This is a genomic window from Kitasatospora sp. NPDC051705 (assembly GCF_044453265.1).
Classification (GTDB): domain Bacteria; phylum Actinomycetota; class Actinomycetes; order Streptomycetales; family Streptomycetaceae; genus Kitasatospora.
In genome coordinates, this window is sequence record NZ_JBITCO010000001.1 from 364,398 (window position 1) to 385,329 (window position 20,932).

The following is a 20,932-nucleotide window of genomic DNA, read 5'->3' on the forward strand; positions in this document are numbered from 1 at the left end:
CGGGGATTCCGGCTACTCGACGGATTCGGCAGTGGCGCGGGTGATGTGGCTCGACCGGGCCCGGGGCGCGAGCCGCCCACGGTCGCCGTCACCGAAGCCGCGCACCGGCTCCCACCACCCCGCACCGCCCGTGGGAGCACTGAAGCTCGCAGCCACGGAGCGTCACGGAGTCCACGTAGGTTCCGAAGCTCGATCGCCGGTTACCGGAAAGTCATGGTCGGCGCGGTACGGCTCCGTACCTGCCAGCGATAGAGGTCGCGCAGCAGGGAAATCTCAGCGCCGTGATGGATCAACTCCCTATTGACGTGCAGGACCCTGTTCTCCATGGGAAACCGCTCGGGACCCACCGCGGGCAGATTCTCCAGGTCAGCGTCCGAGAGCGCGCGGACCCCCGCATTCCATCTCCCGTACATCTCATCGAGCTGTTTCAGCGCCTCGTCAGCGGTCCCCGCGTAGGCGAATGTCTCGGAGGCGACGTCCTGGCCGCCGAAGTACCATCCGACCCGATAGCCCAGGCACGAGACGATGATGTGCGCCAGCCGCCAGGCAATCGTGGTCACCGGCGCCGGCTCCGGCACCCGATCTGGGGACGCGAAGTCCATCGTCCACTCCCCCGAACCTTCCGACATCGGTGCGGCCGACGTGCCACGTGGGCGGATGCTCCAGCAGCCGCCCACCGGCTCCCAGAAGTACTCCTCATCGGTAAGTCCGTCCAGCCGCGGCCGCAGGTTCATGCGCCAGTGCCAGTCCAACTGCTCCGCGAGCCGCTCGCTTTTCGTCATTCCCGCACACTACATACAACGGAGATCTGGCTGCGACGCTCGCGAACGCCATCGCCGGCCGTGGGCCGCGAGACCGTGCCGCACCGGGAGATGACGCTGGGGGCCGATGTGCCGTGCGGGCCGCGCCGCCGCGAGCGGCTGCTTGACATCAACGATCCGGCTGGCTGGGTTGGGCTCAATGACCCAAATGCGACAGCATCGACCGATGACATGACGGATGATCAAGACCGCAGACTTCCGCCCGAGATCAGCATGAGTATCCCGAGCGAGCACCACACCAGAGCCTCCAACCTGCATGTTCGAAGATGGCGAAGACTCATTCCTGACCAACGGCAGGCCCGCCCGGACGAGCTGCGGTGACCGCCGACGCCACGGCAAGGGGTGGGCAGCACCACGGGGGACATCCCGGCCGAGCAGCGGCGCATCCTGCAGTCGCCTCCGCCCGAACTCGTCGCGGAGGCCGCGGCGAACCCCGGCGGGTCGATCGCGGCGATCGACTACGCCTACATCGGCGATCCCGACGGCTATGTTCCGGCCGAGGCCGTCCGGGGCGTCTGGCGGGTCGGCCCGGACGGGAAGCTGACCGGCGAGTTCGAGGAGAACCCGGGCTACGGCCCGCCCAAGGACGACTTCGCCAGGCTCACCGACTCCGACCACTGGCTCGAGTGGCTCGGCGATCCCGCCGCCGCGGTGCGCGGCTCCAACCTGGACTGCCTGACCAGCCAGGCGCCGGGAGCAGTGGTGGAATGGGTCAAGATCCTCGACGATCCGCGCCACCTCACCGGCGGGCCGCGCAGCCCCGAACGCGACGACCTGAGGCTGGCCGTCTCCTCCGCCCTGGCCGTCACCGCCCCCGGAGGAGCAGGAGCCGGGGGCCTGAACCCCCGGCCGGTGGGGTGCGCGCTCAGCTCAGGAGTTGGGTGAGGGCGCCGGCGACGACGGCGGCGAGGGTGAGCACGGCGGCGAAGGCCGCGGCGGCGCGGGTCAGGGCGGTCGGGTGGGTCGCGCCGTCCAGGCGGGCCAGGACGGCCGCGCCGACGGCGGCCAGCAGCGCGAACACGACGAGCAGGCCGGCGGCGAGCAGCAGGAGGACGAGACGGGTCACGGCGGTCTCCCGTGAGGCGGTGGGGCGTTGACGTGCCCTACGCTTCCGGGAGCGGTGTTCGCCGTGGTGCGCACGGACGAGGACGAACACCGTCGAACACACCGTCCTGGGGGTGGAGATGCCGTACGAGGAGGACACCGGCCGGGCGGGCGACGGCCCGCTCGCCGAACTGCGCAGGCACCTGGCCGACGGCCGGGCCCTGGCCGGGCTGAACGTGACCGAGCTGGCCGCCCGGGCTCGGCTGGGCCGCACCACCGTGCACGAGGCGCTGCGGGTCGGCGGGCCCGTTCCGACGGCCGACACCGTCGCGGCGCTGGCGCGCGCCCTTCGTCTGCCGACCCGGGAGCTGCTGGACCTTCGACGCGCCGCACTGCGGGAGGCGGATCCCGGGGCAAGCACTGCGGCCGGCACGGGGACCGGCACGGGCACCGGGACGCCCGGTGCCGGGCGGCAGGGCACCGGCGGGGTGTGGGTCCGCAACGAGCTGAGCGGCACCGTCCACGGAATGGTGATCCAGGCCGGAACGGTGCACGTCCACCCCGGCACCGGCGGAACGACGGATCGGGACGGGGACTGACGTGGCGGACACGGCCGACGTGACCGCAGCCGCCGCCGGCGCGGCCGGTGTGACCGGCCTGGGCGATGCGGCCGACCTGGACGTCGAGCGGGCGCGGGTGCTCGCGGAGGCCTTCCTCCGGGCGAGGGTGGCGCGCTGGGAGGAGCTCGGCTGCGAGGTCTTCCCCGCACCGGGGCTCGCCCTGGACGGCTCCCACCTGTTCGCGTTCCGGGCCGCGCCCCACCCCGTCGCGGGGCGGGTGCGGGGGTTCGGCGGGGCCTTCCCGGTGGTCGACCGGGCGAGCGGGGCCTGCCGGTTCGTCACGAGCCCCGAGGAGTACGAGCGCCTGCGGCGTAGGAGAGGCCGACGCGCCCGGGGCTGGGTCCGCTCGCCGGGCCCGACCGCCGGCCCCTGAACGGCCCCCGGCCAGTCCCCGACCGCGGGCGCCCGGCCGGCCCCTGCGCGGGGCCTCCGGGGGGGGAGACCTCCACGAAGGGGCCGGCGGCCTGGGCCGACCGCTACCTGAAGAGACGGTCGCCGCTGGTGGCCATGCGGTGGGTGGAGCTGTGGCGGTTCACCCAGTCGCGCACGAGGTTGACGGCGTTGGCGCACTGCCAGCCGTTGTCGTACTCGCGGACTCCGGTGAAGGCGCCGTACCCGGCGATGATGCCGTCCACGCGGGCGTCGCCCAGCAGCTTGTCGACGTACCACGGGTCGTTGTAGGTGGTCGTCCAGGACAGCGTGGCCGCGAGCCGCCCCGCCGAGCGGTCGGCGGCGCCCTTCTTCAGCTCCGCACAGGTGTTGTAGGTGGCCTCGGTGCAGTTGCCGAAGCCCTTGGTGATGTCGCTGTCGCCGTAGTCCATCGCCCGGTGGCCGGTCGGGAAGCCCGAGCCGGACCGGTCGAAGGCGCCCTGGGCCTGGTCGCGGGTGCCGGTGGTGGTGATGCCCTCCAGCGGGCCGAGCCGGCCCTCCAGGCTCTTCCAGCCCCGCCCGCCGACGTCCGGGGTGTTGCCGCCGTGGTACTCGAAGAAGCCGTAGAGCACCTGGATCCCGGCGGCCGTCAGCCGCTGCGCCTTGTCGCGCAGACCGGCGACGCTGCACGTGCGGTTCGGCTGCTCCCCGCAGTAGTTGGGGTCCTTGATGTCCAGCCAGACCAGGCTCAGCCGGCGGCCCGCGTTGGCGTTGGAGAGGATGCGGTCGATCATGCTGTCGAAGCTGGGGCCGTACCGGTTGTCGCCCGCGGAGGAGCAGTCGTGGTACGCCCGCCATTCGTTCGGGTTCCACCAGGCGCAGACGTCGATCTCGATGCCGTTGGCGCCGTGGCCGAGGGCGGCGTCCACGCCGTCCAGGGTGTCGACCCGGTGGGCGATGGCGTAGATCGCGTGGCGCTGGTCGGCCGCCGCCGCGGGGGTCGCCGCGACGGTGGTGGCGCCGAGGATCCCGCAGAGCGCCGCGATCAGCGCCAGTAAGGTCCGCGGGCCTGCCCCGTACCTGGGGTGAGTGGTCAAGGAGGTGCTCCTTCGCGCGTCGGGGGTCCCGGTCGCCGCCGGTGCGGCGGTCGGGCGACGGGAGGCGGCCGGGCGGGGCCCGTCCGGCGGCGGTCCGGCGGCGGTCCGGCCTGCGGATTCCCGGCCCCGGCGGGGCTGACCATCCGTAGGCCGACCTTCCGTGGACCGACCGTCGGTCCGGGCGTGCCAGCCCTCCCGGTGACGACACCCCGACTCGAGCTTCGTCATGGACACCTCAGTGTGCCACCGGCGCGAGCGGTGCACGGGGGAAACGGCACGAATCAGCCTAGTTCGACCACCATCGAAAGTCGCTGACGGAGGCTCGGCAGTGCGGTGGCGGCCCCGGTCCCGGGCGCCGGCCCCGGGGCCCGGCCGGACCGCGACCGCGACCGACCGGGACTGGACCGCAACCAGGACCAAGACCGAACCCCCGGGCCTACTCGGGCCAGGCGGAGCCCCGGATGACCTCGACGAAGTCGGCGCGCTCGAAACCCGGGACGAAGTGCGCCAGGACGTCGGCCTTGACGTTGCCGAAGGTGGTGGCGGGGCGGTCGGCGATGCCGCCGGCGAAGGCGGCGAGGATGCGGTTCTTGAAGTCGGGGCGGGAGTGGGCGGCGACCACGGCGGCGCGCTGCTCGTCGGCCGCGGCATCACCTCCGCCGCCCGCCGCAGCGGCCTGGGCAGCGACGAGACGCTGCGGCGCGCCGTCGCCCGCCACCTGGGCACGACGCCGACCGAGTACCGCAGCCGCTTCGCCGCCACCGCGCGCGACCCGGCCCCCTGACGGCGGTGGTGGGGCGGGGCCCGGGGCCCGGGGTGCGGCACGGGCCGCGGGGGTTCGGGCGGGCGAGGAGCTCGGGCCGGCGTCCGCCGCTCCGGACGGCCGGGGCCGGGGCGCTCCGGTTCAGGCCGACGCCTGCGGGCGGGCCGGGTCGAGGTGGTGCACGGCCGTGTGGTCGGCGTGCGGGGCGAGCAGGCCCCGCAGTCGACCGACCGCGGCCTCGAGGAGGTGGCCGTCACGGGTGGCGTGGAGGGTCTCGAGGAGGAAGACGACGCGGGTGGAGTCCTCGGTGACGCGGGTGCGGTGGGCGTCCCGGTGGTTCCAGTGGCGGGTCAGCACGCCGACGGCGTCCGCGTACACGACCTCGCCGGGCGCGGGGTGTTCGACGGTGTCGGGTTCGCCGAGCGGGGTGAAGGCCTCGGCGCCGTCCGCGCGGCGGATGACGACGTCACCGGCGACCCGGTCCAGGTCGAAGGCGCCCGCGGGCAGGCCGTGCCGGACGGAGACGGCGTTGTACGAGTCCACGGCCGGGTTGATCCGCGGCAGGGCGCCCCGCTTGGCGAGGCGGCGGCCGAGGGCGTCGACGCTGGGGCGGACCCGGCGGGGGTTGGTGCCGAAGGAACGGTAGGCGAGGTGCCAGGCCCCGATGCGCGGGTCGCTCTCGTCGGCGGGCTGCCAGGTGCCGTCGACGACCTGCCGCTCCAGGTCCGCCAGGGCGGCTTCGGTGGCGGGCCAGGGGTCGCGGCCGCGCAGGCCGGTGGCGGTGACCAGGGCGACGCGGGCGTCGGGGAAGGCGTCGGCGACGGCGGGGTCGAGGCGGAAGTCGGGCACGGGGGGTCCGTTTCGTGGGGGCTCGCGGGGCGGCGGGGCTCGGTTCGGGGCGCGGTTCGGGGCGCGGTTCGGGGCGCGGCGGCCAGGAGTCGGGGGCGGGGGGACGGGGTCAGGAATCGGGGCCGGGGTCAGGAGCCGGGAGTCAGGACTCGGGAGCCGGGGTCAGGCCAGGGCGAGGAGGCTGACGGCGAGGGCCGCGACGCCCAGGCCGAGGAGCTGGCCCCGGTGGATCCGCTCGCCGAGGACGGCGCGGGCGAGCAGGACGGTGGCGGCCGGGTAGAGGGCGGTGACCACGGCGACGACGGTGAGGTCGCCGCTGCGGACGGCGAGCAGGAAGAGCAGGTTCGCCACGGAGTCCAGGACGCCGGCCGCGGCCGACAGCGCGTACGCGGGCCGTTCGGTGCCCAGCCTGCGGCGCAGCAGGGCGGCCGCGGCCAGGGTGACCGCGGAGGAGACGGCCCGGCCGACGATCAGCGGGCCGACGCCGCTGCCCGAGGGGGCCTGGTGCAGACAGACCAGCTGGAGGGCGATGGCGGCGCCCGCCCCGAAGGCCAGCAGCAGCGCGGTGCGGGAGGGGCGCGCCGCGCCGGCGCCGTGTCCGGCGCTGACCAGCACGACGGCCAGCAGCGCCAACGGCAGGCCCACCAGCCCGGCGGCGCCGAGGTGCTCGCCCTGCAGCAGCCCGACCGCGACGGGCAGGGCGGCGGACACCAGCGCGGTCACCGGGGACAGCACGTTCATCGGCCCGATCGCCAGCGTCCGGTAGAGCAGGGCGAACGCGGCGGCCGAGGCGACGCCCGAGGCCGTGCCCCAGCCGACGGCTCCGGCGTCGAAGGAGGCACCGAGGACGGGCCAGAGCAGCAGCTCGACCGCGAGGCTGGCCGGGGCGGCGATCAGCACGGTCCGCAGTACGTGGGCCTTGCGGGCGCCGAGGCCGCCGAAGAAATCGGCACACCCGTAGGCGAGGGAACTGCCCAGGGCCAGCAGCAGAGCGATCACGGTGCATCCCCTACGATGTCAGTGGAACGACCACAACGTACAACAGATCGACCGCGCGGCACCAACGGAGTGACCGCACGGTGCAGCGGAATGGTCTACGCGAGCAACGTGAGGAAGGTGGCCAGGTGACCGAGACAGCGGCGGCCCTGCGGACGGTCGCGCACAACGTCCGGGCGGCCCGCACCCGGGCCGGCCTGTCCCTGGAGGAGCTCAGCCGGCGCGCCCAGGTCAGCAAGGGTGCCCTGGTCGGGCTGGAGAAGGCCCAGGGCAACCCCAACCTGGCCACCCTCGTCCGCCTCGCCGACACCCTCGGCATCTCCGTGTCCGCCCTGATGCAGGGCCGGGCCGAGGGCCGGGTGCGCGTGGTGGCCGCCGAGGACGTGGCGCCGCTGTGGACCGGCGAGCGGGGCGGAGAGGCCCGGCTCATGCTCACGACCTCCGGCCCGGCCCCCGTCGAGGTCTGGCGCTGGCGCCTGGAACCGGGCGAGGAGTACCCCAGCCACCCCCACCAGGCCGGGGTCGTGGAGACCGTCAACGTCACCGCGGGCCGGATGACCCTGGTCGTGGACGGTACCGAGCACACCGTCGAGGCCGGCCAGACCGCCACCTTCGACGGCGACGCCGCCCACACCTACCGCGGTGCGGGCACCGGCCCCTGCCACCTGGTGATGACCGTGCACCTCCCGCCCGGCCCCGCCACCACGGGCTGACCCGGGGGGTCGGGCACGAGGCGGGGCGGGGTCGGGCACGGGGCGGGGCGCGGGCACCGGCCGGTCACAGCTGCAGGAGTCCGGCGGTGGTCGGCCGGAACCCGCACCGGGCGTAGAACGACTCCAGGTGCGGCTCGTAGTCGACGTGCAGCCACTGGGCGCCGCGGGCCCTCGCCTCGTCGGCGGCCGCCCGCACCAGCCGCACGCCGAGCCCCCGTCGGCGTTCGTCCGGATGCACCGTCGTGTCCAGGACGAAGGCGTGCAGGCCGCCGTCGCCGGCCACGTTGACGAAGCCGACCAGCCGGCCGCCCCGCCGTGCCGCGACCCACGCCAGACTGCGCGACAGCACCGGCGCGAACGGGACCGGCCGGTGCCCGGGCCACGACATCCCGAACAGCTCGTTCAGCTCGGCGTCCGTCAGCTCCGGACACACCGTCAACACCGCACCCCGCGTCTCACGGCCTGACTCATCCGACGCCTCACGGCCTGACTCATCCCGCGCCTCACCCCGGGCCCCGCCCGACACCTCGCCCACCACCCCGTCGCCGGCCAGCGGCGCGTCACCGATCTCCATGCGCAGCAGCCTGTCACGCACCCCCGGGCCCCGATGATCACCCCTCCCCCGTTCCCGCCCCGCGTCCGGGGAAGGAGGGACGAGGTGGCGCAGGACGAGGTCGCCGGGCACGACCGGCCGGCCGGTGCCGGCGAGGTGGTCGTCGAGGAGGCCGTGCACGATGCGGTGGTCGACGATCAGGGCGCGTCGTGGCCGAGGTCACCGGGGACGACGAGACCACCGTCGCGGACGTCCAGACCTGGCCGGGAATCCCGATGGCGGTCGTCGGGCCCGCAGCGATCGCGGCGAGCACGGCGGGCACGGCCGCCGGGAGCCCGGGGTTCTGCAGCGTGGGGCCGCGGGGGCCCAGGCGGCAGGAAGCACCGAGAGCCCCTGCCGACCGGCACCCTGACCGCCATGGCGGCAGGCCGAGTGTCCGGGTCCGGTTCAACACGTCAGGAACCCCCCGCCGATGGTCCCGCCGGAGTCTCGTCCCGCAGCCCGACCGGCTTGACGAACCGTAGGAGCTTCGACCCCGCCCACGGGGCCCTCCCCCGTTGCGTTGCCGTCGGGGGATCGGTCACCGGGACCGGCGCCGAGGCGGGGTCAGCCGGCGAGCAGTTCGACCAGGGACGACACCCCCTCCGGGCCGTGGCCGGCCATGGCCGCTCGCCGGGTGAGGGCGAGGGCGGCGTCGAGGACGGAGGTGTCGAGGCCGCGGGACCGGGCGGTGTGGGCGACGTGGGCCAGCCCGGCCTCGGCGGAGGCCACGCTGCTGCGGTCGCCCGGGTGGTGGCGGTCGTCCGCGCGGCGGGCGAAGTCCTCGATCAGGGGAGGCAGCAGGAGCGGCAGCCCCTGGGCGTACGGGGCGAGTTCGGCGCCGCGGATGCCCTCGGCACGGGCCAGGGCGAGGGCGTGGACGTAGCCGTGCACGGTGGTCCAGAACAGGTCGAGCAGGGCCGCGTCGAAGGCCGCCGCCCGTCCGGGGTCGGAGCCCACGTGGTGGACGGTGCCCAGGGCCCGGAGCGTGGCGCCGTGCGCGGCGTGGGCCTCCGGGTCGCCACTGACCAGGATCGTGGCCCCGGGGGTGCCGATGGTCGCGGTCGGGGTGAGGATCGCGGCGTCCAGGAGGCGCAGCCCCCGGGCCTCGGCGTCGGCGGCGTTGGCCCGGGCGTCGTCCGGGGCGAGGGAGGTGGCGTTGACGACGGTCCGGCCGCGCAGCGCCTGACCGGCGGCGTCCAGGACGCCGCGGGCGGCCGTCTGGTCGCGGACGCAGAGCAGGACGAGCGGGGCGTCCGCCACCGCGGCCGTTGGGCTCACGGCGGATCGGGCGCCGTGTGCGAGCAGGTCGGCGTCCCGGCCCGGCGTGCGGTTCCACACGGTGACCGGATGGTCCGCGGCCAGCAGTGCCCCGGCCAGCGCCCGCCCCATCGGGCCCAGGCCCAGCACGGCAACGGCGCTACGGAAAGGGGTGGTTGAGGAAGATCGTCGGTTCGGCATGGCGGTTACGCTAGACCTTCACGCCGGCGGCAGGGTCAAGTCGGACGTCCGGGTCCGGCGGCCCGGACCCACCGAACCGACGGCCCGGCAGACCCGGTGGACCGGCGGACCGACAGCCCGACAGCCCGACAGCCCGTCGCCCGACCACGGAGGTGCCACGATGCGGATCGGAGAGCTCGCCCGGCGCACCGGGGCCACCCCGCGCGCCCTGCGCTACTACGAGGAGCAGGGCCTGCTCCGCCCCGAGCGCCGGCCCAGCGGCTACCGCGAGTACGACGAACGGGACGTGGACGCCGTGCACGCCATCCGCACCCTGTTCGCGGCCGGACTCAACAGCGCCACGATCGCCGAGATCCTCCCGGGCCTGCCGTCCCCGGGGCACCGCCGCCCCGGCCCGACCTGCCCGGAGCTGCTCGCGGGCCTGGCCCGGGAGCGCACCCGGATCACCCGGCAGATGGACGAACTCGCCTCCGCCCGGGACCTGTTGGACACCATCATGGGTGCGCAGGCGCCGAGCGAGGTGATCCGCGCCCGACCGCAGGCACCGGCCGCGCCGCGCTGACCGACCCCTTCGGGGGGCGCGGGCGGGGCGGCGGGCGATGCGGCGGGCGGTGGGGAGCCGGTCCGCCGGGTGCGGGTCGCGCTGCGCTTCGCTGGCAGGCCTGGTCAACCGGCGGCCTGCTGGAGACCGTCGAGGACCAGGTCGAGCCCGAAGGTGAACTCGTCGCCGTAGGAGTACCCGGGGCGCATCACGTGGGCGGTCGCGATCTCGGCCAGGTACGGGTATTGCCCGTCGGCGAAGCCGGCCGCGATGGACTCGGCCAGTGCGGCGGTCTCCTCCGGCGTGTCGAAGGGCAGCGTCTTCTCCTGCAGGGCGAACCCGTAGATGTAGCTGTCGAGGACCGAGACGGCGTGGGCGGTCAGGGTGAGGGAGAACCCGGCACGCCGCAGGCAGCCGAGGACGGCGTCGTGGTGGCGCAGGGTGGCCGGGCCCGGGTTCGCCCGCGACTCCATGAGCCCGATGGCCCAGCGGTGGCGGGACAGCACCAGGCGCATGGAGTCCGCCCGTCGGCGCATCGCCTCCCGCCAGGGCTCGCCCGGGGCGGGCAGGTCGACCTCGCCGAAGACCAGGTCGACCATGCCGTCGAGCAGGTCCTCCTTGTTGGCCACGTGGTTGTAGAGGGACATCGCCTCGACCCCGACGGCTTCCCCGAGCCTGCGCATGCTGAGCGTCTCCAGGCCGCCGGCGTCGGCGAGCCGGACGGCGGCGAGCAGCACCCGCTGCCGGGTGAGCGCCTCGCGGGGCTGGGGCGGGGTGGTGCGTCGGGTCACAGCGGCGATCGCTTTCTGTCGTGGCCTCGGGGGCGGTGAGGGACTCTCGCGGGCTGGTCGGGCGGTCACAGGAGGTTTCGGGCGGTTTCGGGCGGCCGCGGGCCGGCCGGGCGCCCGCGAACTCCCGGCATTGACGACCTTACGCCGTAAGTGCTGTACTTACGGCGTAAGTGAGACTTACGCCGTAAGTTCGCAAGGGCGCGGCGGCGGAGGCGGGAGCAGGGACGATGCAGAACACGACCAGACGGACCCCCACCAGGACGGCCGGGACGATGACGGCCATCACGCAGGAGTGCTACGGCGCCGAGCCGGAGGCCGTGCTGCAGGTGGCACGCCTGGCCCGGCCGGATGCCGGACCGGGCGAGGTGCTGGTACGGGTACGCGCCTCCAGCGTCGACCGGGGCACCTGGCACCTGATGGCCGGCCTGCCGTACGCGGTGCGGCCCGTGAGCGGACTGCGCCGGCCGAAGCTGGCCAACCCCGGCCGCACCATCGCCGGCGTCGTCGCGGCCGTCGGCCCCGGCGTGAGCGGGTTCGCACCCGGCGACGAGGTCTACGGCACGGCACCGGCCGCCTTCGCGGAGTACGCCGTCGCCCGCCCCGACCGGATCGCCACCAAGCCGGCCGGGCTCTCCTTCGAGGAGGCGGCGACGGTACCGATCAGTGCGCTCACCGCGCTCCAGGCCGTCCGCGACCGGGGGCAGGTCCAGGAGGGCCGACACGTCCTGATCACCGGGGCCTCCGGCGGCGTGGGCACCTTCGCCGTCCAACTCGCCCACGCCCTCGGAGCCCACGTCACGGCCGTCGCGAGCACCCCCAAACTCGACGCCGTACGGGCCCTGGGCGCCGACCACGTCATCGACCACACCCGCGAGGACTTCCTCGCCGACCCGCGGCGCTACGACGTCATCGTCGACATCGCGGGCAACCGCAGCCTCAGGGATCTGCGCCGCGCCCTGTCGACCCGCGGCAGGCTCGTCATCACCGGCGGTGAGACGGAAGGCCGTTGGCTCGGCGGCACCGACCGGCAATTGCGCGCCCAGGCGCTCTCTCCCTTCACACGCCAGACCCTGGGGACCTTCATCGCCTCCGAGCACGCCGACGGGCTGCGCGACCTGACCGCCCTGATCGACGCGGGCACGCTCAGCCCCGTCGTGGACCGCGTCTACCCGCTCGCCGAGGCGGCGGCCGCCGTCCGGCACCTGCTCCACGGCCGCGCCGTGGGCAAGGTGGCCATCGCCGCCCCCGCCGGGTGATGCCTCGGGTGACGCCCTGGTGTCATCGCACCTCCAACTCGGTGTGGTGGACGGTGAATCCGCCTCGCAGGACCGGTGCGAAGGGGGCCGGTGCCATGCAGGTGCCGACCACCGGCTGGTACGGCTTGCCGTCGGCGCCCACGTCCACGTTCCCCACGCCCCAGGAGAACCCGAGGCGAGCACCGTCACGGCCGGCACCCCCGCCGCTCCCGTCGACGCGGCCCCCGTCGCGGCCCTGGTAGATGCTCAGGCCTATGCGATGACCGACCTCGCCGGTGTCCGACCTGGTGACGACGGCCGTCAGCGTGGCGACCGGGCCACCGGTGGCCAGACAGTCCACCTCCGCGTCGGCGGTGTAGGTCCGCCCGGTCTCGGCGCTGTGGTGGGAGAAGTGGACGGCGCCCCGGGCGTCGGTGGGCAGGCCCTTCTCCAGGCGGGTGCCGGGGAAGAGGTGGGTGTACGGCTCCGCCCGGGCATCGACGGTGAACCAGATCTCGTCGTCGGGGAGGCCACCGACCTCCTGCGCCCCGTGGAGGAACTCGGAACGGGCAGCTGGTCGGAGACCCTGAAAGCCGCCGCCCTGCTCGGAACCGAGGCACGGCACCGGGCCGCCTCGGACGGCCAGGTCCGGGCCCACGGAGCACCGGTCGACGACACACCGGACCCGACGATCCGATGATGCGATGCTCCGAACGAGATCGCCTAGCCGCGGACCGGGCCGGGCCCGGCGGTGGCGGGTGAGTCGGCGGCCGTGCCGGCGTCGGCGGCGGCCGGGGTGCCGGCGTCGGCGGCGGCCGGGGTGCCGGCGTCGGCGGCGGCCGGGGTGCCGGCGTCGGCGGCGGCCGGGGTGCCGGCGTCGGCGGCGGCCTGGGGAGTTTCGGGCCTGGTGTAGAGCACGTCACGGGCCTGTTCCGCGGCGCGGACGATGCCCTCGGAGACGAAGTCGAGGAAGCGGGCGACGTTCTCCAGCCGGGTGGCAGCCGGGGTGCCGGGACCGAGGACGCCGACGCCCTGTCGGGCGGCCTCGCTGAACGTGGCATTGTCCCGGGCGCTGCGGATCATCGACTGGTACCAGAGGTCGTCGTCGACGATGTAGCGCTCGCGGCGCCGTTCGTCGCGCTGCCGGCGGATGAGCTCCAGGCCCTCCAGGAGCGTGACCGCCTTGGAGACGGACGCCGGGCTGACCTGCAGGCGCCCGGCGAGGTCGGCGGCGGTGAGGCTGCCCGCGTCGGTGGTGTAGAGGCAGGCCAGCACCCGGGCCGTCATCTTGGGCAGGCCCGAGTGCATGAGGATGGTGGTGAGCGACTCCTCGTACTCGCGCACGGCCTCGGGGTCGCGCCCGTCCGGCTGGGGGCCGGACTCCGGACCCCGGGGGGCCACGGGCCGGCGCCGGTGCGCGCGGTGCTCGGTGGCGCGGTGGGCCAGGTCGGCGCGGTAGGAGGTCGGGCCGCCGTTGCGCATCACCTCACGGGTGACCGTCGAGGTCGGGCGGTCCAGGCGCCGGGCGATCTCGGCGTAGGGGAGGCTGTCGGCCAGCCCCAGCGCGATCTGCTGGCGTTCCTGCTGGGTGAGCCTGCCTCCCGGCATCGCGGTCTCCTCGGTGTTCCTCGACGGTCTTCGACCGTGTTCGACGGTTCGTGACGGCTGTTGGCGGACGGCGCACTTCACGACCCCTGGCGGTGTTCCTCGTGGCCCTCGGCATCCCTCGGCGCCCCCCGGTTCCCCTTCGCCGGGGCCCTGCGCCCTCACCATAGCGTTCACCTCCAACCCATTGCAATGCCGCGAGTCACTGGCGTTGCGTTAGGCGAGAGACCATTGCAATGAAAACTGTCACTTGACCTGCAGAGTAAGAGTTTTTGCGCAACAAGCATGTTGCCGAGATATGGAAAGCAACGTAGCGTTTCTCTTGCCAGAAAACAGCACGCAGGCAACCGAGCACAGGAGCGCACGATGCAGAAGTTCGACACCCCCGCCCCGATCGCCGCCGTCCTGGACATCCCGGCCGGGCGCGTCCAGTTCATCGCCGCCGACCGCGGCGACACCACCGTCGAGGTCCGGCCCGCCAACCCCGCCAAGGGCCGCGACGTCCAGACCGCCGAGCAGACCACCGTCACCCACGCCGACGGCGTCCTCCGGATCAGCACCCCCGAACCGGCGAACCGGCTCTTCGGCCCCTCGGGAGCCCTGGAGGTCACCGTCAAGCTGCCCGTCGGCTCCCGCGTCGAGGCCAGGACCGCCAGCTGCGAGCTGCGCGGCGTCGGCCGCCTCGGCGACGTCCACTTCGACGGCGCGTACCGGCAGATCAAGATCGACGAGGCGGCGAGCGTGCGCCTGACCGCGGTCGACGGCGACGTCGAGATCGGCCGCCTCACCGGCCCCGCCCGGATCAGCACCGCACGCGGCGACATCCGGATCACCGAGGCGGTGCGCGGAGCGGTCGTGCTCGGCACCCAGTCCGGCGACATCACCGTCGGTGCCGCCGCCGGCGTCTCGGCCACCCTCGACGCCGGCACCGGCCACGGCCGCATCAGCAACGCCCTGCGCAACGACGGCACCCTCGGACTCGACATCCGCGCCACCACCTCCCAGGGCGACATCACCGCGCGCAGCCTCTGACGGAACACCACCGGGGCGCTCCGGCACACCGGCACGACCCGACCCGGCCCGGCGCAACGCGGCGCAACGGCAACTCGGCGCGACTCGACTCATCACGACACGGCACGACACGACACGGCACGACACGACCAGGGGGAACACCATGGCGAAGAACAGCAGCACCTCGACCGCCCGGCAGTGGACCGGCATGGTCCCGGTCGACGACACGGCCCTGGCCGTCACCGACAGCGGCGGCCCCGGCATTCCCGTGCTCTACCTCAACGGCCAGTTCGCCACCCAGGGGTACTGGCGGCACGTCATCACCGACCTGGGGACGGACTGGCGGCACATCACCTACGACGAGCGGGCCCGCGGCCGGAAGTCCGGGCGCTCGTCCGACTACTCCTTCGAGGCCGCCGTCCGCGACGTCGACGCCGTCCTCGCGGCCCGCGGCGTGGACCGGGCGCTGGTGGTGGGCTGGTCCTACGGGGCGTTCGTGGCGGCGCACTGGGCCGCCAGGAACCCGCAGCGCGCCCTGGGCGCGGTCCTGGTCGACGGCGCATTCCCGTACGACTGGCTGGACGAGGCCATGGAACAGCGGATCCGCAAGCAGTTCCGGCAGTGGAGCTGGTTCCTCCCGCTGGCGCGCCCGACCGGCCTGACCCCGCGGATGACGGCCGACGAGATGTCGGACTGCAACATCGAGCTCGGGCGGATCTCCCGCGAGAGCGCTCTGAGCCCCGTGCTGGACGGCATCACCGTCCCGGTGCGGTACGTGGTCGCGTCGGGGTCCTCCCTCGGGAGCCGCGGCGACGAGCAGGAGCGGATCCGCACCAGCCTCGACGGCGTGACCACCCGCAACCCGAACATCGAGGTCAGCGCGAAGGTCGCGAGCAACCACGGGGCGATCCTGAAGAAGGACCACCGCGCCGTCGCCGACGCGGTGAGCGAGGTCGCGGCCGCCGACCGTGGCGGGCGCTGACGGTCGGCCCCGCGTCCGACCGCGGGGCCGACCGCGGGGCCGGAGACGGCCGGCCGGCCAAACGGCCGGCCGGCCGGGTGGGTGGGGCGCCGGGGACGCCGGGGATCAGGTGGCGGCGGCCGCGGCCTCCCGGGCCTGGCACTTGTCCACGTACTCGGTGACGGCCGAGAAGAAGCGGTCCGGGTCCTCGAACGGCAGGCCGTGCCCGCCCGGGACCTCCAGGTACTCGGCGCGGGCGATGGCGGCGGCGAGTTCGCGCTGGTGGTGCGGCGGGATGACCCGGTCGTCCGCGCTGGCCAGCACGAGGGTGGGCGCGCTGATGCGGCGCACCGCGTCGCGCAGGTCGACCCGGGCGTCCAGCTCGATCTGGCCGAGGATGCGGTCGTCGAGCATGGCGGTGAAGCTCGCGGCCATCTCGGCGAACTGGGCGTCGTCGAGGGCGGCGAGGAGGTCGGGGCCCATCGCGGTGAGGACCAGTTCGCGGGCCAGTAGGTCCCGGTCGGTGCGCAGCAGGCGTGCCCACAGGTCGAACATGAAGGCCTCGCGCGGGGTCGTCCTGACCCATCCGGCGTGTAGGACGAGCGAGGCGACGGCGCCGGGGTGGCGGGCCCCGACGGCGGTGGCGACGGCGGCGCCCACCGAGTGGCCGACCAGGTGGAAGCGGTGGAGCCCGGCGGCGCGGGCGGTGGCGACGACCCGGTCGGCGAGGTGGTCGAGGTCGAGGGGGTCCGGTTCGGGGGCGGTGCCGCCCGCGCCGGGCAGGTTCGGGGCGACGACGGTGTAGCGGTCGCGCACCGCGTCGATGAGGGGGCCCCAGTTGGAGGCGGCCTCGGCGCCGGTGCCGTGGATGAGGACGAGACCCGGTCCGGTGCCGGCGACGATGCGGTCGAGCGGGGCGTGGCTGGTCACGGTCGTTCCTCCGGGCGGGGTGGCGCAGCATCAGGTTCAACAGAGACCTTACATGTATCAGGGCCCTGATATGCAATGGGGTGCGACGACGACACCCGGGGGTGGGGGGGGCGGTACGCCGCCGGGGATGGGGCCGCGACGACGCCCCGGACGGGGGCGGTACGGCGCCCGGCTGACGGGTGGTCATCCGGCGGACGGCCCGGCCACGGGTCCGCCCCCGCGTCGAGGCAGGCTCCTCGGCCCATGACCCGCGAGAAGACGACCGTACCGAATCTTGATCATCACCTGGCCCGGGGTTTACCCGTGCCTGCGTAGAGTTCTCGCGCGTCGGCGGTCCGGGCACGTGTCCGGGCTGTGGGGGACGGGCCCTGTGGCATTGTGCCGGGGCCCGGTCCGACGCGGATCCGGGTACTGGGCGTCCGCCGTGCCCCGCCCTCTCCCCTCTCCCCTCTCCCCCACGAGCTCCGCCCGCGAGCACTTCCCCAAGGGACCGGTCCGCCTTGACCCTCCGCACCACCTCCCCCCGCATCCGACCGGCCGCGGTCGCCGCCGGCGCCGCCCTGGCCCTGGCCGCCGCCCTGCCGGCCGCCCCCGCCTCCGCCGCCGGCGGCAGCTTCGGCAACCCGACCTCCAGCACGCTGGTCAACGCCAACTCCGGCAAGTGCCTGGAGATCGCCGACTGGCGCACCGACGACGGCGCCCCCGCCCGCCAGTGGGCCTGCACCGGCGGCGCCAACCAGATGTGGGACTACGTGCCCGACAACGGCGGCTTCGAGCTGGTGAACCGCAACTCCGGCAAGTGCCTGGAGATCGCCGACTGGCGCACCGACCCCGGGGCACCCGCCCGCCAGTGGGCCTGCACCTGGGGCGGCAACCAGCACTGGAACTACGCCGGCACCCTCGGCGACCGCGGCGAACTCGCCCTCGCCAACTTCAACTCGGCGCTGATGCTGGAGATCGCCGACTGGCGCACCGACGACGGCGCCCCCGCCCGCCAGTGGCCCGGCGCGTACGACGGCGTCGCCCAGGCGAACAAGGCGTGGATCACCGCGATCAAGCGCTACTGAGACGCGGAACCGCGCGACGCGCAGGCCCTGCCGGGACGGCGGATCCGGCAGGGCCTTCGGCGCGCCGGGCCCGGGCGGGTCAGTCCTCGTCGAGGCCGGACAGGGCGTCGGTGATCAGTCGGGTGGCGAAGTCCTGGTCGCCGCCGGACATCCGGTTGATGCGCTCCGCGAGCAGGGCGGCCGTGGCCTCCAGCGGATTCATCTCGGCATCGGTCCAGGGCCCGTACTGCGCGCGCCACAGGTTGGGGCTCAGACCACTGCCCGCGGCGACCAGCAGGCCCGCCATGGTGGGGACCACCTCGGGACGGAAGGTCAGGGGCATCATCCGCATCGTGGCCACCATGCTGGGCACCACGTACTCGATGACGTCCTCGTCGTGGTTCTCGCAGACCGTCCGCAGCCAGTTCATGTACATGAAGATGAGCGTGCAGGCGCCGTCCAACAACGCGTCGAACCCATCGGGGCCCAGCGAATCGGCGAACTGGGCGACCAGCCGCTGCTGTTCGGGGTCGGGATCGGTCCTTCCCCCGTACACGGCCCTGAGCCGCGAGTCGATCACCATGAGCGCCGCCCCCACATCACCGACGGGGGCGTCCTGGGGGTCGCAGGACGATGACACGGGCTCCTCCTCGATTCCCTCGGACGGCCTCGGCCGGCACCCGGCCCGCCCGTTCGCAGCGTAGGCCGCCCGGCCGCCGCAGTCCGCCGAATCCCCCTCACACCCCCTGTTCGGGTGACGATCGGCGTGCGGCGGACGAGCAGGGCACCGTGAGCAGAACGCCCTCTGCGGTCCTGCCCGGTGCTACCGGCGTCGCGTCACCGTCATCGCCGCCTTCTCCTTCGGCTCCGCTCCGGTCACTCCGCAGATCGGCGGAGAGGAAGGGGGCGAGGAGCGCGAACAAGGCGTCCGGGCGGTCGAGGGGGATGATGTGGCCGCAGTCCTGGAGCTGGTGTCCGACCAGGTCATCGGCGACGGGACGGAGTTGGCGTTCGAGCCCGGTGCCGACGGGGTGCGAGCCGACGGCCATGGTGGGCATGGTCAGCCGGGCCGTCGCCACGGCGTCCTGGATCTGCTGCGCGCTGGTGGGCAGGGCCCGGTAGTGGCACCGAAGCCTCGCAGGTCCGGGGCGATGACCCGGTACCGCCCGGCCAGCCGGCCCATGATGCCGCCCCAGAGCCGCCAGGTGTGCGGGAAGCCGTGCAGCAGGAGGACCGCCGGTCCGTCCCCGGCGATCGCGACGTTGAGCCGGACGCCGTTCGTCACGCGCTCGCGGGGCTGCGGACCTGGGCGGAGGAGCACATGGCCGAGATCGACCGCGCCAACGAAGCCGTCGGCCAGGAGACCGATGAGGGATAGGCGGGCCGGCGTCTCGCGGTGGTCCGTGGGCTCCAGAACGGGCGGGGAGGGGCGGCGGGTCGAGGCGGATCCGTCGGCGCGGCCGCCGGTGGGCGACGGGGTGGTGACGGCCGGGCGCGGGGCCCGCGGGTACGGGCTGCCTCCGGGTGCATTGGGGGGTTAATACCACCGACCCGGGCCACCACGCGCGGTTACTGTCGTCGGGACGGCTCCGGACAGGAGCGGTCATACGGGGTTTTCACGGGACGAACGCGCACGATGTGCACGATGTGGGGGGAACTGATCATGGGTCACTACCAGCGTTACGCAGGGGCGCTCGCGGTCGGCGGGCTGGCGGTCGGGGTGCTCAGCGCCTGCAACCCGGTCGGGACGAGGTTCGACGACGACGCGACCGTGTCGGACCGGATCACCGCTGTGCGGCTGGACACCTCCGCCGGGGACGTGACCGTCCGCGGCAAGGCCGGCGCCACCCAGGCCGCGGTGCACCGCGCGATCACCTACCGGAGCGACAAGCCCGGCGCGACCACCCGGGTGGAGGGCGGCGTGCTGGTGCTGGGCGGCTGCGGACGCAACTGCTCGGTGGACTACACCGTCGAACTGCCGCCGGGGCTGCCGATCAGCGGCGGGACGTCCTCGGGCGGGGTCAAGCTCTCGCAGGTCGGAGAGGTCACGGTGCACACCAGTTCGGGCGACATCGCACTCGACGACGTCGCCGGGGCGGTCGACGTGCGCACCGACAACGGCGACATCAAGGGGACCACGCTCAAGGGCGACAAGGTCCACGCCAAGACCGACAACGGCGGGATCACGCTCACCCCCGGCAAGGCCCAGGACATCACGGCGAGGACCTCCAACGGCGAGATCAAGGTGACGGTGCCGACCGCCGCCTACCACGTCAGTGCCTCGACCGACCTGGGCGAGAAGCACATCGGCGTCCAGAACGACCCGAACGGCAAGTACCGCCTGGACCTCGGCACCGACATCGGCGAGATCACCGTCAAGACCGGCTGATCGGACGGCCGGTGGAGCGGTCCGCCGCCACCGCAGACCGCTCCACCCCGCCCGCGCCACCCGCACTCCGGGGACCGGTCCGGACGTCCGGACCGCCCCGGGTTCGGCCCGACTGCACGGCATGCGTCGCCGGCGCGCGCAGGATCGCACGCGAACAGGCACCTCGTGGTGGTGGCACCCTGAATTCACGCTCCGGGCACGAACCTGCCGGGCACGAACCCGACCTACACCAACCCGACTTACACGAACCCGACCGGTACGAACACCGCCGGTGCGAACCTGCCGGGCACGAACCCGGGGGAACCGGTCAGAGGGCGACCTGGACCTCGGCGCGGTGGCGGATGTACTCGTCGGGGTGCGAACGCGCGATGGCCACCGCGGTCTCCACCAGGGCGTGCAGCTGCGCCGGGTAGGCGCGCGGCACGAGGGGCAGCCCGGGGAGGATGGAGCGCCGGACGTCAAGGTCCTCGTTGGCGACGAACTCCCGCAGCGCGGCCTGGTACCAGGCGTCCCGGACGGTCGACCCCTCGTCCTCGGCGGCCCGGTTGCGGGCGTCCCCGACGGACAGGGACGTCCAGTACCAGGCCCGGGCGGCGCCGGCCCGCTCGGCGTTGGTGCCGGTGTGCAGGTAGCCGAGCAGGGTCAGCCGGACCCTGCGCTGGCCGAAGGCGAGCAGCGCCGGCTCGACGAAGCGCCGGTTGAAGCTCGGGTTGGGGTCGTGGACCGCGGCCTCCAGCAGCGCCTGGAAGTACTCCTCGGGCAGGTCCGACCGGCCCGCGAGCGCCTTGTGGACCTCCCACCGCGCCGCGCTCGGGAAGTCGGGCCCGTAGGCGGCGTCGACCCCGAGCAGGCCCAGCAGCCGGGTCAGCCGCAGGTCGAAGTCCTGCGCGGCGTCCGCCGGACGCCCGGGCAACGGCTGGAAAGTCCGCACCTCGCCTGCCGTGTCCTTCGTTTCCACGACCATCCTCCTCATCCTGAGTCACCGGCAGACTACTCGCGGATACACCAGTTCGGAGGACGTTTTCGGGCAGGCTGAAGGCCGAATCATTAACATTCGGCCAGACTTTGACGATTTCTCGGATCAGGATTCGACCGTGT

Annotated in this window: 25 protein-coding genes and 3 pseudogenes; 13 read left to right on the top strand and 15 right to left on the bottom strand. The window is 74.0% G+C overall.

The window, feature by feature from the left end:
- Window positions 1-211: 211 nt before the first annotated feature.
- Window positions 212-782: pseudogene (locus tag ACIA8Q_RS01670) on the bottom strand (DinB family protein).
- Between the two features lie 60 nt (window positions 783-842).
- Here ACIA8Q_RS01670 and ACIA8Q_RS01675 point away from each other — a divergent pair.
- Both ACIA8Q_RS01675 and ACIA8Q_RS01680 read left to right on the top strand, forming a co-directional pair.
- On the top strand, window positions 843-1,142 hold the full coding sequence (locus ACIA8Q_RS01675; protein ID WP_396316587.1) for a hypothetical protein: 300 nt from the start codon (window positions 843-845) through the stop codon (window positions 1,140-1,142).
- Window positions 1,143-1,163: 21 nt separating this feature from the next.
- The gene (locus ACIA8Q_RS01680) at window positions 1,164-1,706 is read left to right on the top strand and encodes a hypothetical protein (protein ID WP_396316588.1); all 543 of its coding nucleotides are present in this window, start codon (window positions 1,164-1,166) and stop codon (window positions 1,704-1,706) included.
- On the opposite strand, the gene ACIA8Q_RS01685 is transcribed toward ACIA8Q_RS01680, so the two are convergent.
- On the bottom strand, window positions 1,687-1,887 hold the full coding sequence (locus ACIA8Q_RS01685; RefSeq protein ID WP_396316589.1) for a hypothetical protein: 201 nt from the start codon (window positions 1,885-1,887) through the stop codon (window positions 1,687-1,689). The two genes, ACIA8Q_RS01680 and ACIA8Q_RS01685, sit on opposite strands and share 20 nt — an antisense overlap.
- 112 nt (window positions 1,888-1,999) lie before the next feature.
- Between ACIA8Q_RS01685 and ACIA8Q_RS01690 the strand changes: the two genes are divergently transcribed.
- Window positions 2,000-2,464, top strand: a complete 465-nt coding sequence (locus ACIA8Q_RS01690; protein ID WP_396316590.1) for a helix-turn-helix domain-containing protein — start codon at window positions 2,000-2,002, stop codon at window positions 2,462-2,464.
- A 1-nt stretch (window position 2,465) separates the two neighbouring features.
- Window positions 2,466-2,858 carry a hypothetical protein gene (locus ACIA8Q_RS01695; RefSeq protein WP_396316591.1) on the top strand — a complete coding sequence of 131 codons (393 nt, stop codon included), beginning with the start codon at window positions 2,466-2,468 and terminating at the stop codon, window positions 2,856-2,858.
- A gap of 103 nt (window positions 2,859-2,961) precedes the next feature.
- On the opposite strand, the gene ACIA8Q_RS01700 is transcribed toward ACIA8Q_RS01695, so the two are convergent.
- Window positions 2,962-3,951: a phospholipase gene (locus ACIA8Q_RS01700; RefSeq protein ID WP_360206421.1), complete on the bottom strand. Its 990-nt coding sequence runs from the start codon at window positions 3,949-3,951 to the stop codon at window positions 2,962-2,964.
- 436 nt (window positions 3,952-4,387) lie between these two features.
- Window positions 4,388-4,591 (bottom strand): annotated as a pseudogene (locus ACIA8Q_RS01705) (diguanylate cyclase); the annotation flags it as partial.
- Between ACIA8Q_RS01705 and ACIA8Q_RS01710 the strand changes: the two are divergent.
- Window positions 4,559-4,735 carry a hypothetical protein gene (locus ACIA8Q_RS01710; RefSeq protein ID WP_396316658.1) on the top strand — a complete coding sequence of 59 codons (177 nt, stop codon included), beginning with the start codon at window positions 4,559-4,561 and terminating at the stop codon, window positions 4,733-4,735. The pseudogene ACIA8Q_RS01705 and the gene ACIA8Q_RS01710 sit on opposite strands and share 33 nt — an antisense overlap.
- 120 nt (window positions 4,736-4,855) lie before the next feature.
- On the opposite strand, the gene ACIA8Q_RS01715 is transcribed toward ACIA8Q_RS01710, so the two are convergent.
- Window positions 4,856-5,563, bottom strand: coding sequence for a phenylalanine--tRNA ligase beta subunit-related protein (locus ACIA8Q_RS01715; RefSeq protein WP_360206424.1), 708 nt, complete (start codon window positions 5,561-5,563; stop codon window positions 4,856-4,858).
- A gap of 162 nt (window positions 5,564-5,725) precedes the next feature.
- Window positions 5,726-6,562, bottom strand: coding sequence for an EamA family transporter (locus ACIA8Q_RS01720; protein ID WP_396316592.1), 837 nt, complete (start codon window positions 6,560-6,562; stop codon window positions 5,726-5,728).
- Between the two features lie 125 nt (window positions 6,563-6,687).
- Here ACIA8Q_RS01720 and ACIA8Q_RS01725 point away from each other — a divergent pair, with 125 nt between their 5' ends.
- Window positions 6,688-7,272: an XRE family transcriptional regulator gene (locus ACIA8Q_RS01725; RefSeq protein WP_360206430.1), complete on the top strand. Its 585-nt coding sequence runs from the start codon at window positions 6,688-6,690 to the stop codon at window positions 7,270-7,272.
- 64 nt (window positions 7,273-7,336) lie between these two features.
- On the opposite strand, the gene ACIA8Q_RS01730 is transcribed toward ACIA8Q_RS01725, so the two are convergent.
- Window positions 7,337-7,660: a GNAT family N-acetyltransferase gene (locus ACIA8Q_RS01730; RefSeq protein ID WP_360206578.1), complete on the bottom strand. Its 324-nt coding sequence runs from the start codon at window positions 7,658-7,660 to the stop codon at window positions 7,337-7,339.
- 771 nt (window positions 7,661-8,431) lie between these two features.
- Window positions 8,432-9,274 (bottom strand): NAD(P)-binding domain-containing protein, encoded by an 843-nt coding sequence (locus ACIA8Q_RS01735; protein WP_360206471.1) that lies wholly within the window; start codon window positions 9,272-9,274, stop codon window positions 8,432-8,434.
- 211 nt (window positions 9,275-9,485) lie between these two features.
- Here ACIA8Q_RS01735 and ACIA8Q_RS01740 point away from each other — a divergent pair, with 211 nt between their 5' ends.
- Entirely contained in the window at window positions 9,486-9,887 is a 402-nt protein-coding gene (locus ACIA8Q_RS01740) for a MerR family transcriptional regulator (RefSeq protein WP_360206474.1), read from the top strand.
- A gap of 104 nt (window positions 9,888-9,991) precedes the next feature.
- Here the strand turns inward: ACIA8Q_RS01740 and ACIA8Q_RS01745 are convergent, their stop codons facing one another.
- Entirely contained in the window at window positions 9,992-10,657 is a 666-nt protein-coding gene (locus ACIA8Q_RS01745; protein ID WP_360206477.1) for a TetR/AcrR family transcriptional regulator, read from the bottom strand.
- A 227-nt stretch (window positions 10,658-10,884) separates the two neighbouring features.
- On the opposite strand from ACIA8Q_RS01745, the gene ACIA8Q_RS01750 reads away from it, so the two are divergent.
- Window positions 10,885-11,913 (top strand): NAD(P)-dependent alcohol dehydrogenase, encoded by a 1,029-nt coding sequence (locus ACIA8Q_RS01750; protein ID WP_360206480.1) that lies wholly within the window; start codon window positions 10,885-10,887, stop codon window positions 11,911-11,913.
- Between the two features lie 22 nt (window positions 11,914-11,935).
- Here ACIA8Q_RS01750 and ACIA8Q_RS01755 read toward each other — a convergent pair whose 3' ends face one another.
- Entirely contained in the window at window positions 11,936-12,517 is a 582-nt protein-coding gene (locus ACIA8Q_RS01755; protein ID WP_396316593.1) for a hypothetical protein, read from the bottom strand.
- Between the two features lie 98 nt (window positions 12,518-12,615).
- Window positions 12,616-13,500 (bottom strand): helix-turn-helix domain-containing protein, encoded by an 885-nt coding sequence (locus ACIA8Q_RS01760; RefSeq protein WP_396316594.1) that lies wholly within the window; start codon window positions 13,498-13,500, stop codon window positions 12,616-12,618.
- Window positions 13,501-13,863: 363 nt separating this feature from the next.
- Between ACIA8Q_RS01760 and ACIA8Q_RS01765 the strand changes: the two genes are divergently transcribed.
- Both ACIA8Q_RS01765 and ACIA8Q_RS01770 read left to right on the top strand, forming a co-directional pair.
- Window positions 13,864-14,529: a DUF4097 family beta strand repeat-containing protein gene (locus ACIA8Q_RS01765; protein ID WP_396316595.1), complete on the top strand. Its 666-nt coding sequence runs from the start codon at window positions 13,864-13,866 to the stop codon at window positions 14,527-14,529.
- A gap of 142 nt (window positions 14,530-14,671) precedes the next feature.
- Window positions 14,672-15,490, top strand: coding sequence for an alpha/beta hydrolase (locus ACIA8Q_RS01770; protein WP_360206494.1), 819 nt, complete (start codon window positions 14,672-14,674; stop codon window positions 15,488-15,490).
- Between the two features lie 105 nt (window positions 15,491-15,595).
- On the opposite strand, the gene ACIA8Q_RS01775 is transcribed toward ACIA8Q_RS01770, so the two are convergent.
- Complete coding sequence (locus ACIA8Q_RS01775; RefSeq protein ID WP_360206497.1) at window positions 15,596-16,399, bottom strand: alpha/beta fold hydrolase; 804 nt, start codon at window positions 16,397-16,399, stop codon at window positions 15,596-15,598.
- 500 nt (window positions 16,400-16,899) lie between these two features.
- Here ACIA8Q_RS01775 and ACIA8Q_RS01780 point away from each other — a divergent pair, with 500 nt between their 5' ends.
- On the top strand, window positions 16,900-17,466 hold the full coding sequence (locus ACIA8Q_RS01780; RefSeq protein WP_360206500.1) for an RICIN domain-containing protein: 567 nt from the start codon (window positions 16,900-16,902) through the stop codon (window positions 17,464-17,466).
- A 79-nt stretch (window positions 17,467-17,545) separates the two neighbouring features.
- Here the strand turns inward: ACIA8Q_RS01780 and ACIA8Q_RS01785 are convergent, their stop codons facing one another.
- Together ACIA8Q_RS01785 and ACIA8Q_RS01790 are read right to left on the bottom strand one after the other, a co-directional pair.
- Entirely contained in the window at window positions 17,546-18,085 is a 540-nt protein-coding gene (locus ACIA8Q_RS01785) for a hypothetical protein (protein WP_360206503.1), read from the bottom strand.
- A gap of 244 nt (window positions 18,086-18,329) precedes the next feature.
- Window positions 18,330-18,730 (bottom strand): annotated as a pseudogene (locus tag ACIA8Q_RS01790) (alpha/beta fold hydrolase); the annotation flags it as partial.
- Here ACIA8Q_RS01790 and ACIA8Q_RS01795 point away from each other — a divergent pair.
- Window positions 18,665-18,823 (top strand): hypothetical protein, encoded by a 159-nt coding sequence (locus ACIA8Q_RS01795; protein WP_360206581.1) that lies wholly within the window; start codon window positions 18,665-18,667, stop codon window positions 18,821-18,823. The pseudogene ACIA8Q_RS01790 and the gene ACIA8Q_RS01795 overlap by 66 nt on opposite strands.
- 267 nt (window positions 18,824-19,090) lie before the next feature.
- Complete coding sequence (locus ACIA8Q_RS01800) at window positions 19,091-19,834, top strand: DUF4097 family beta strand repeat-containing protein (protein WP_360206506.1); 744 nt, start codon at window positions 19,091-19,093, stop codon at window positions 19,832-19,834.
- Between the two features lie 307 nt (window positions 19,835-20,141).
- On the opposite strand, the gene ACIA8Q_RS01805 is transcribed toward ACIA8Q_RS01800, so the two are convergent.
- Window positions 20,142-20,792 carry a hypothetical protein gene (locus ACIA8Q_RS01805; protein WP_360206508.1) on the bottom strand — a complete coding sequence of 217 codons (651 nt, stop codon included), beginning with the start codon at window positions 20,790-20,792 and terminating at the stop codon, window positions 20,142-20,144.
- Between the last annotated feature and the right edge of the window lie 140 nt (window positions 20,793-20,932).

Coding starts and splice junctions, on each gene's coding strand:
- ACIA8Q_RS01760 (WP_396316594.1), bottom strand. CDS start 13,500: ATGCCGGGAGGCAGGCTCACCCAGCAGGAACGCCAGCAGATCGCGCTG.
- ACIA8Q_RS01765 (WP_396316595.1), top strand. CDS start 13,864: ATGCAGAAGTTCGACACCCCCGCCCCGATCGCCGCCGTCCTGGACATC.
- ACIA8Q_RS01740 (WP_360206474.1), top strand. CDS start 9,486: ATGCGGATCGGAGAGCTCGCCCGGCGCACCGGGGCCACCCCGCGCGCC.
- ACIA8Q_RS01770 (WP_360206494.1), top strand. CDS start 14,672: ATGGCGAAGAACAGCAGCACCTCGACCGCCCGGCAGTGGACCGGCATG.
- ACIA8Q_RS01730 (WP_360206578.1), bottom strand. CDS start 7,660: ATGTCGTGGCCCGGGCACCGGCCGGTCCCGTTCGCGCCGGTGCTGTCG.
- ACIA8Q_RS01800 (WP_360206506.1), top strand. CDS start 19,091: ATGTGGGGGGAACTGATCATGGGTCACTACCAGCGTTACGCAGGGGCG.
- ACIA8Q_RS01750 (WP_360206480.1), top strand. CDS start 10,885: ATGCAGAACACGACCAGACGGACCCCCACCAGGACGGCCGGGACGATG.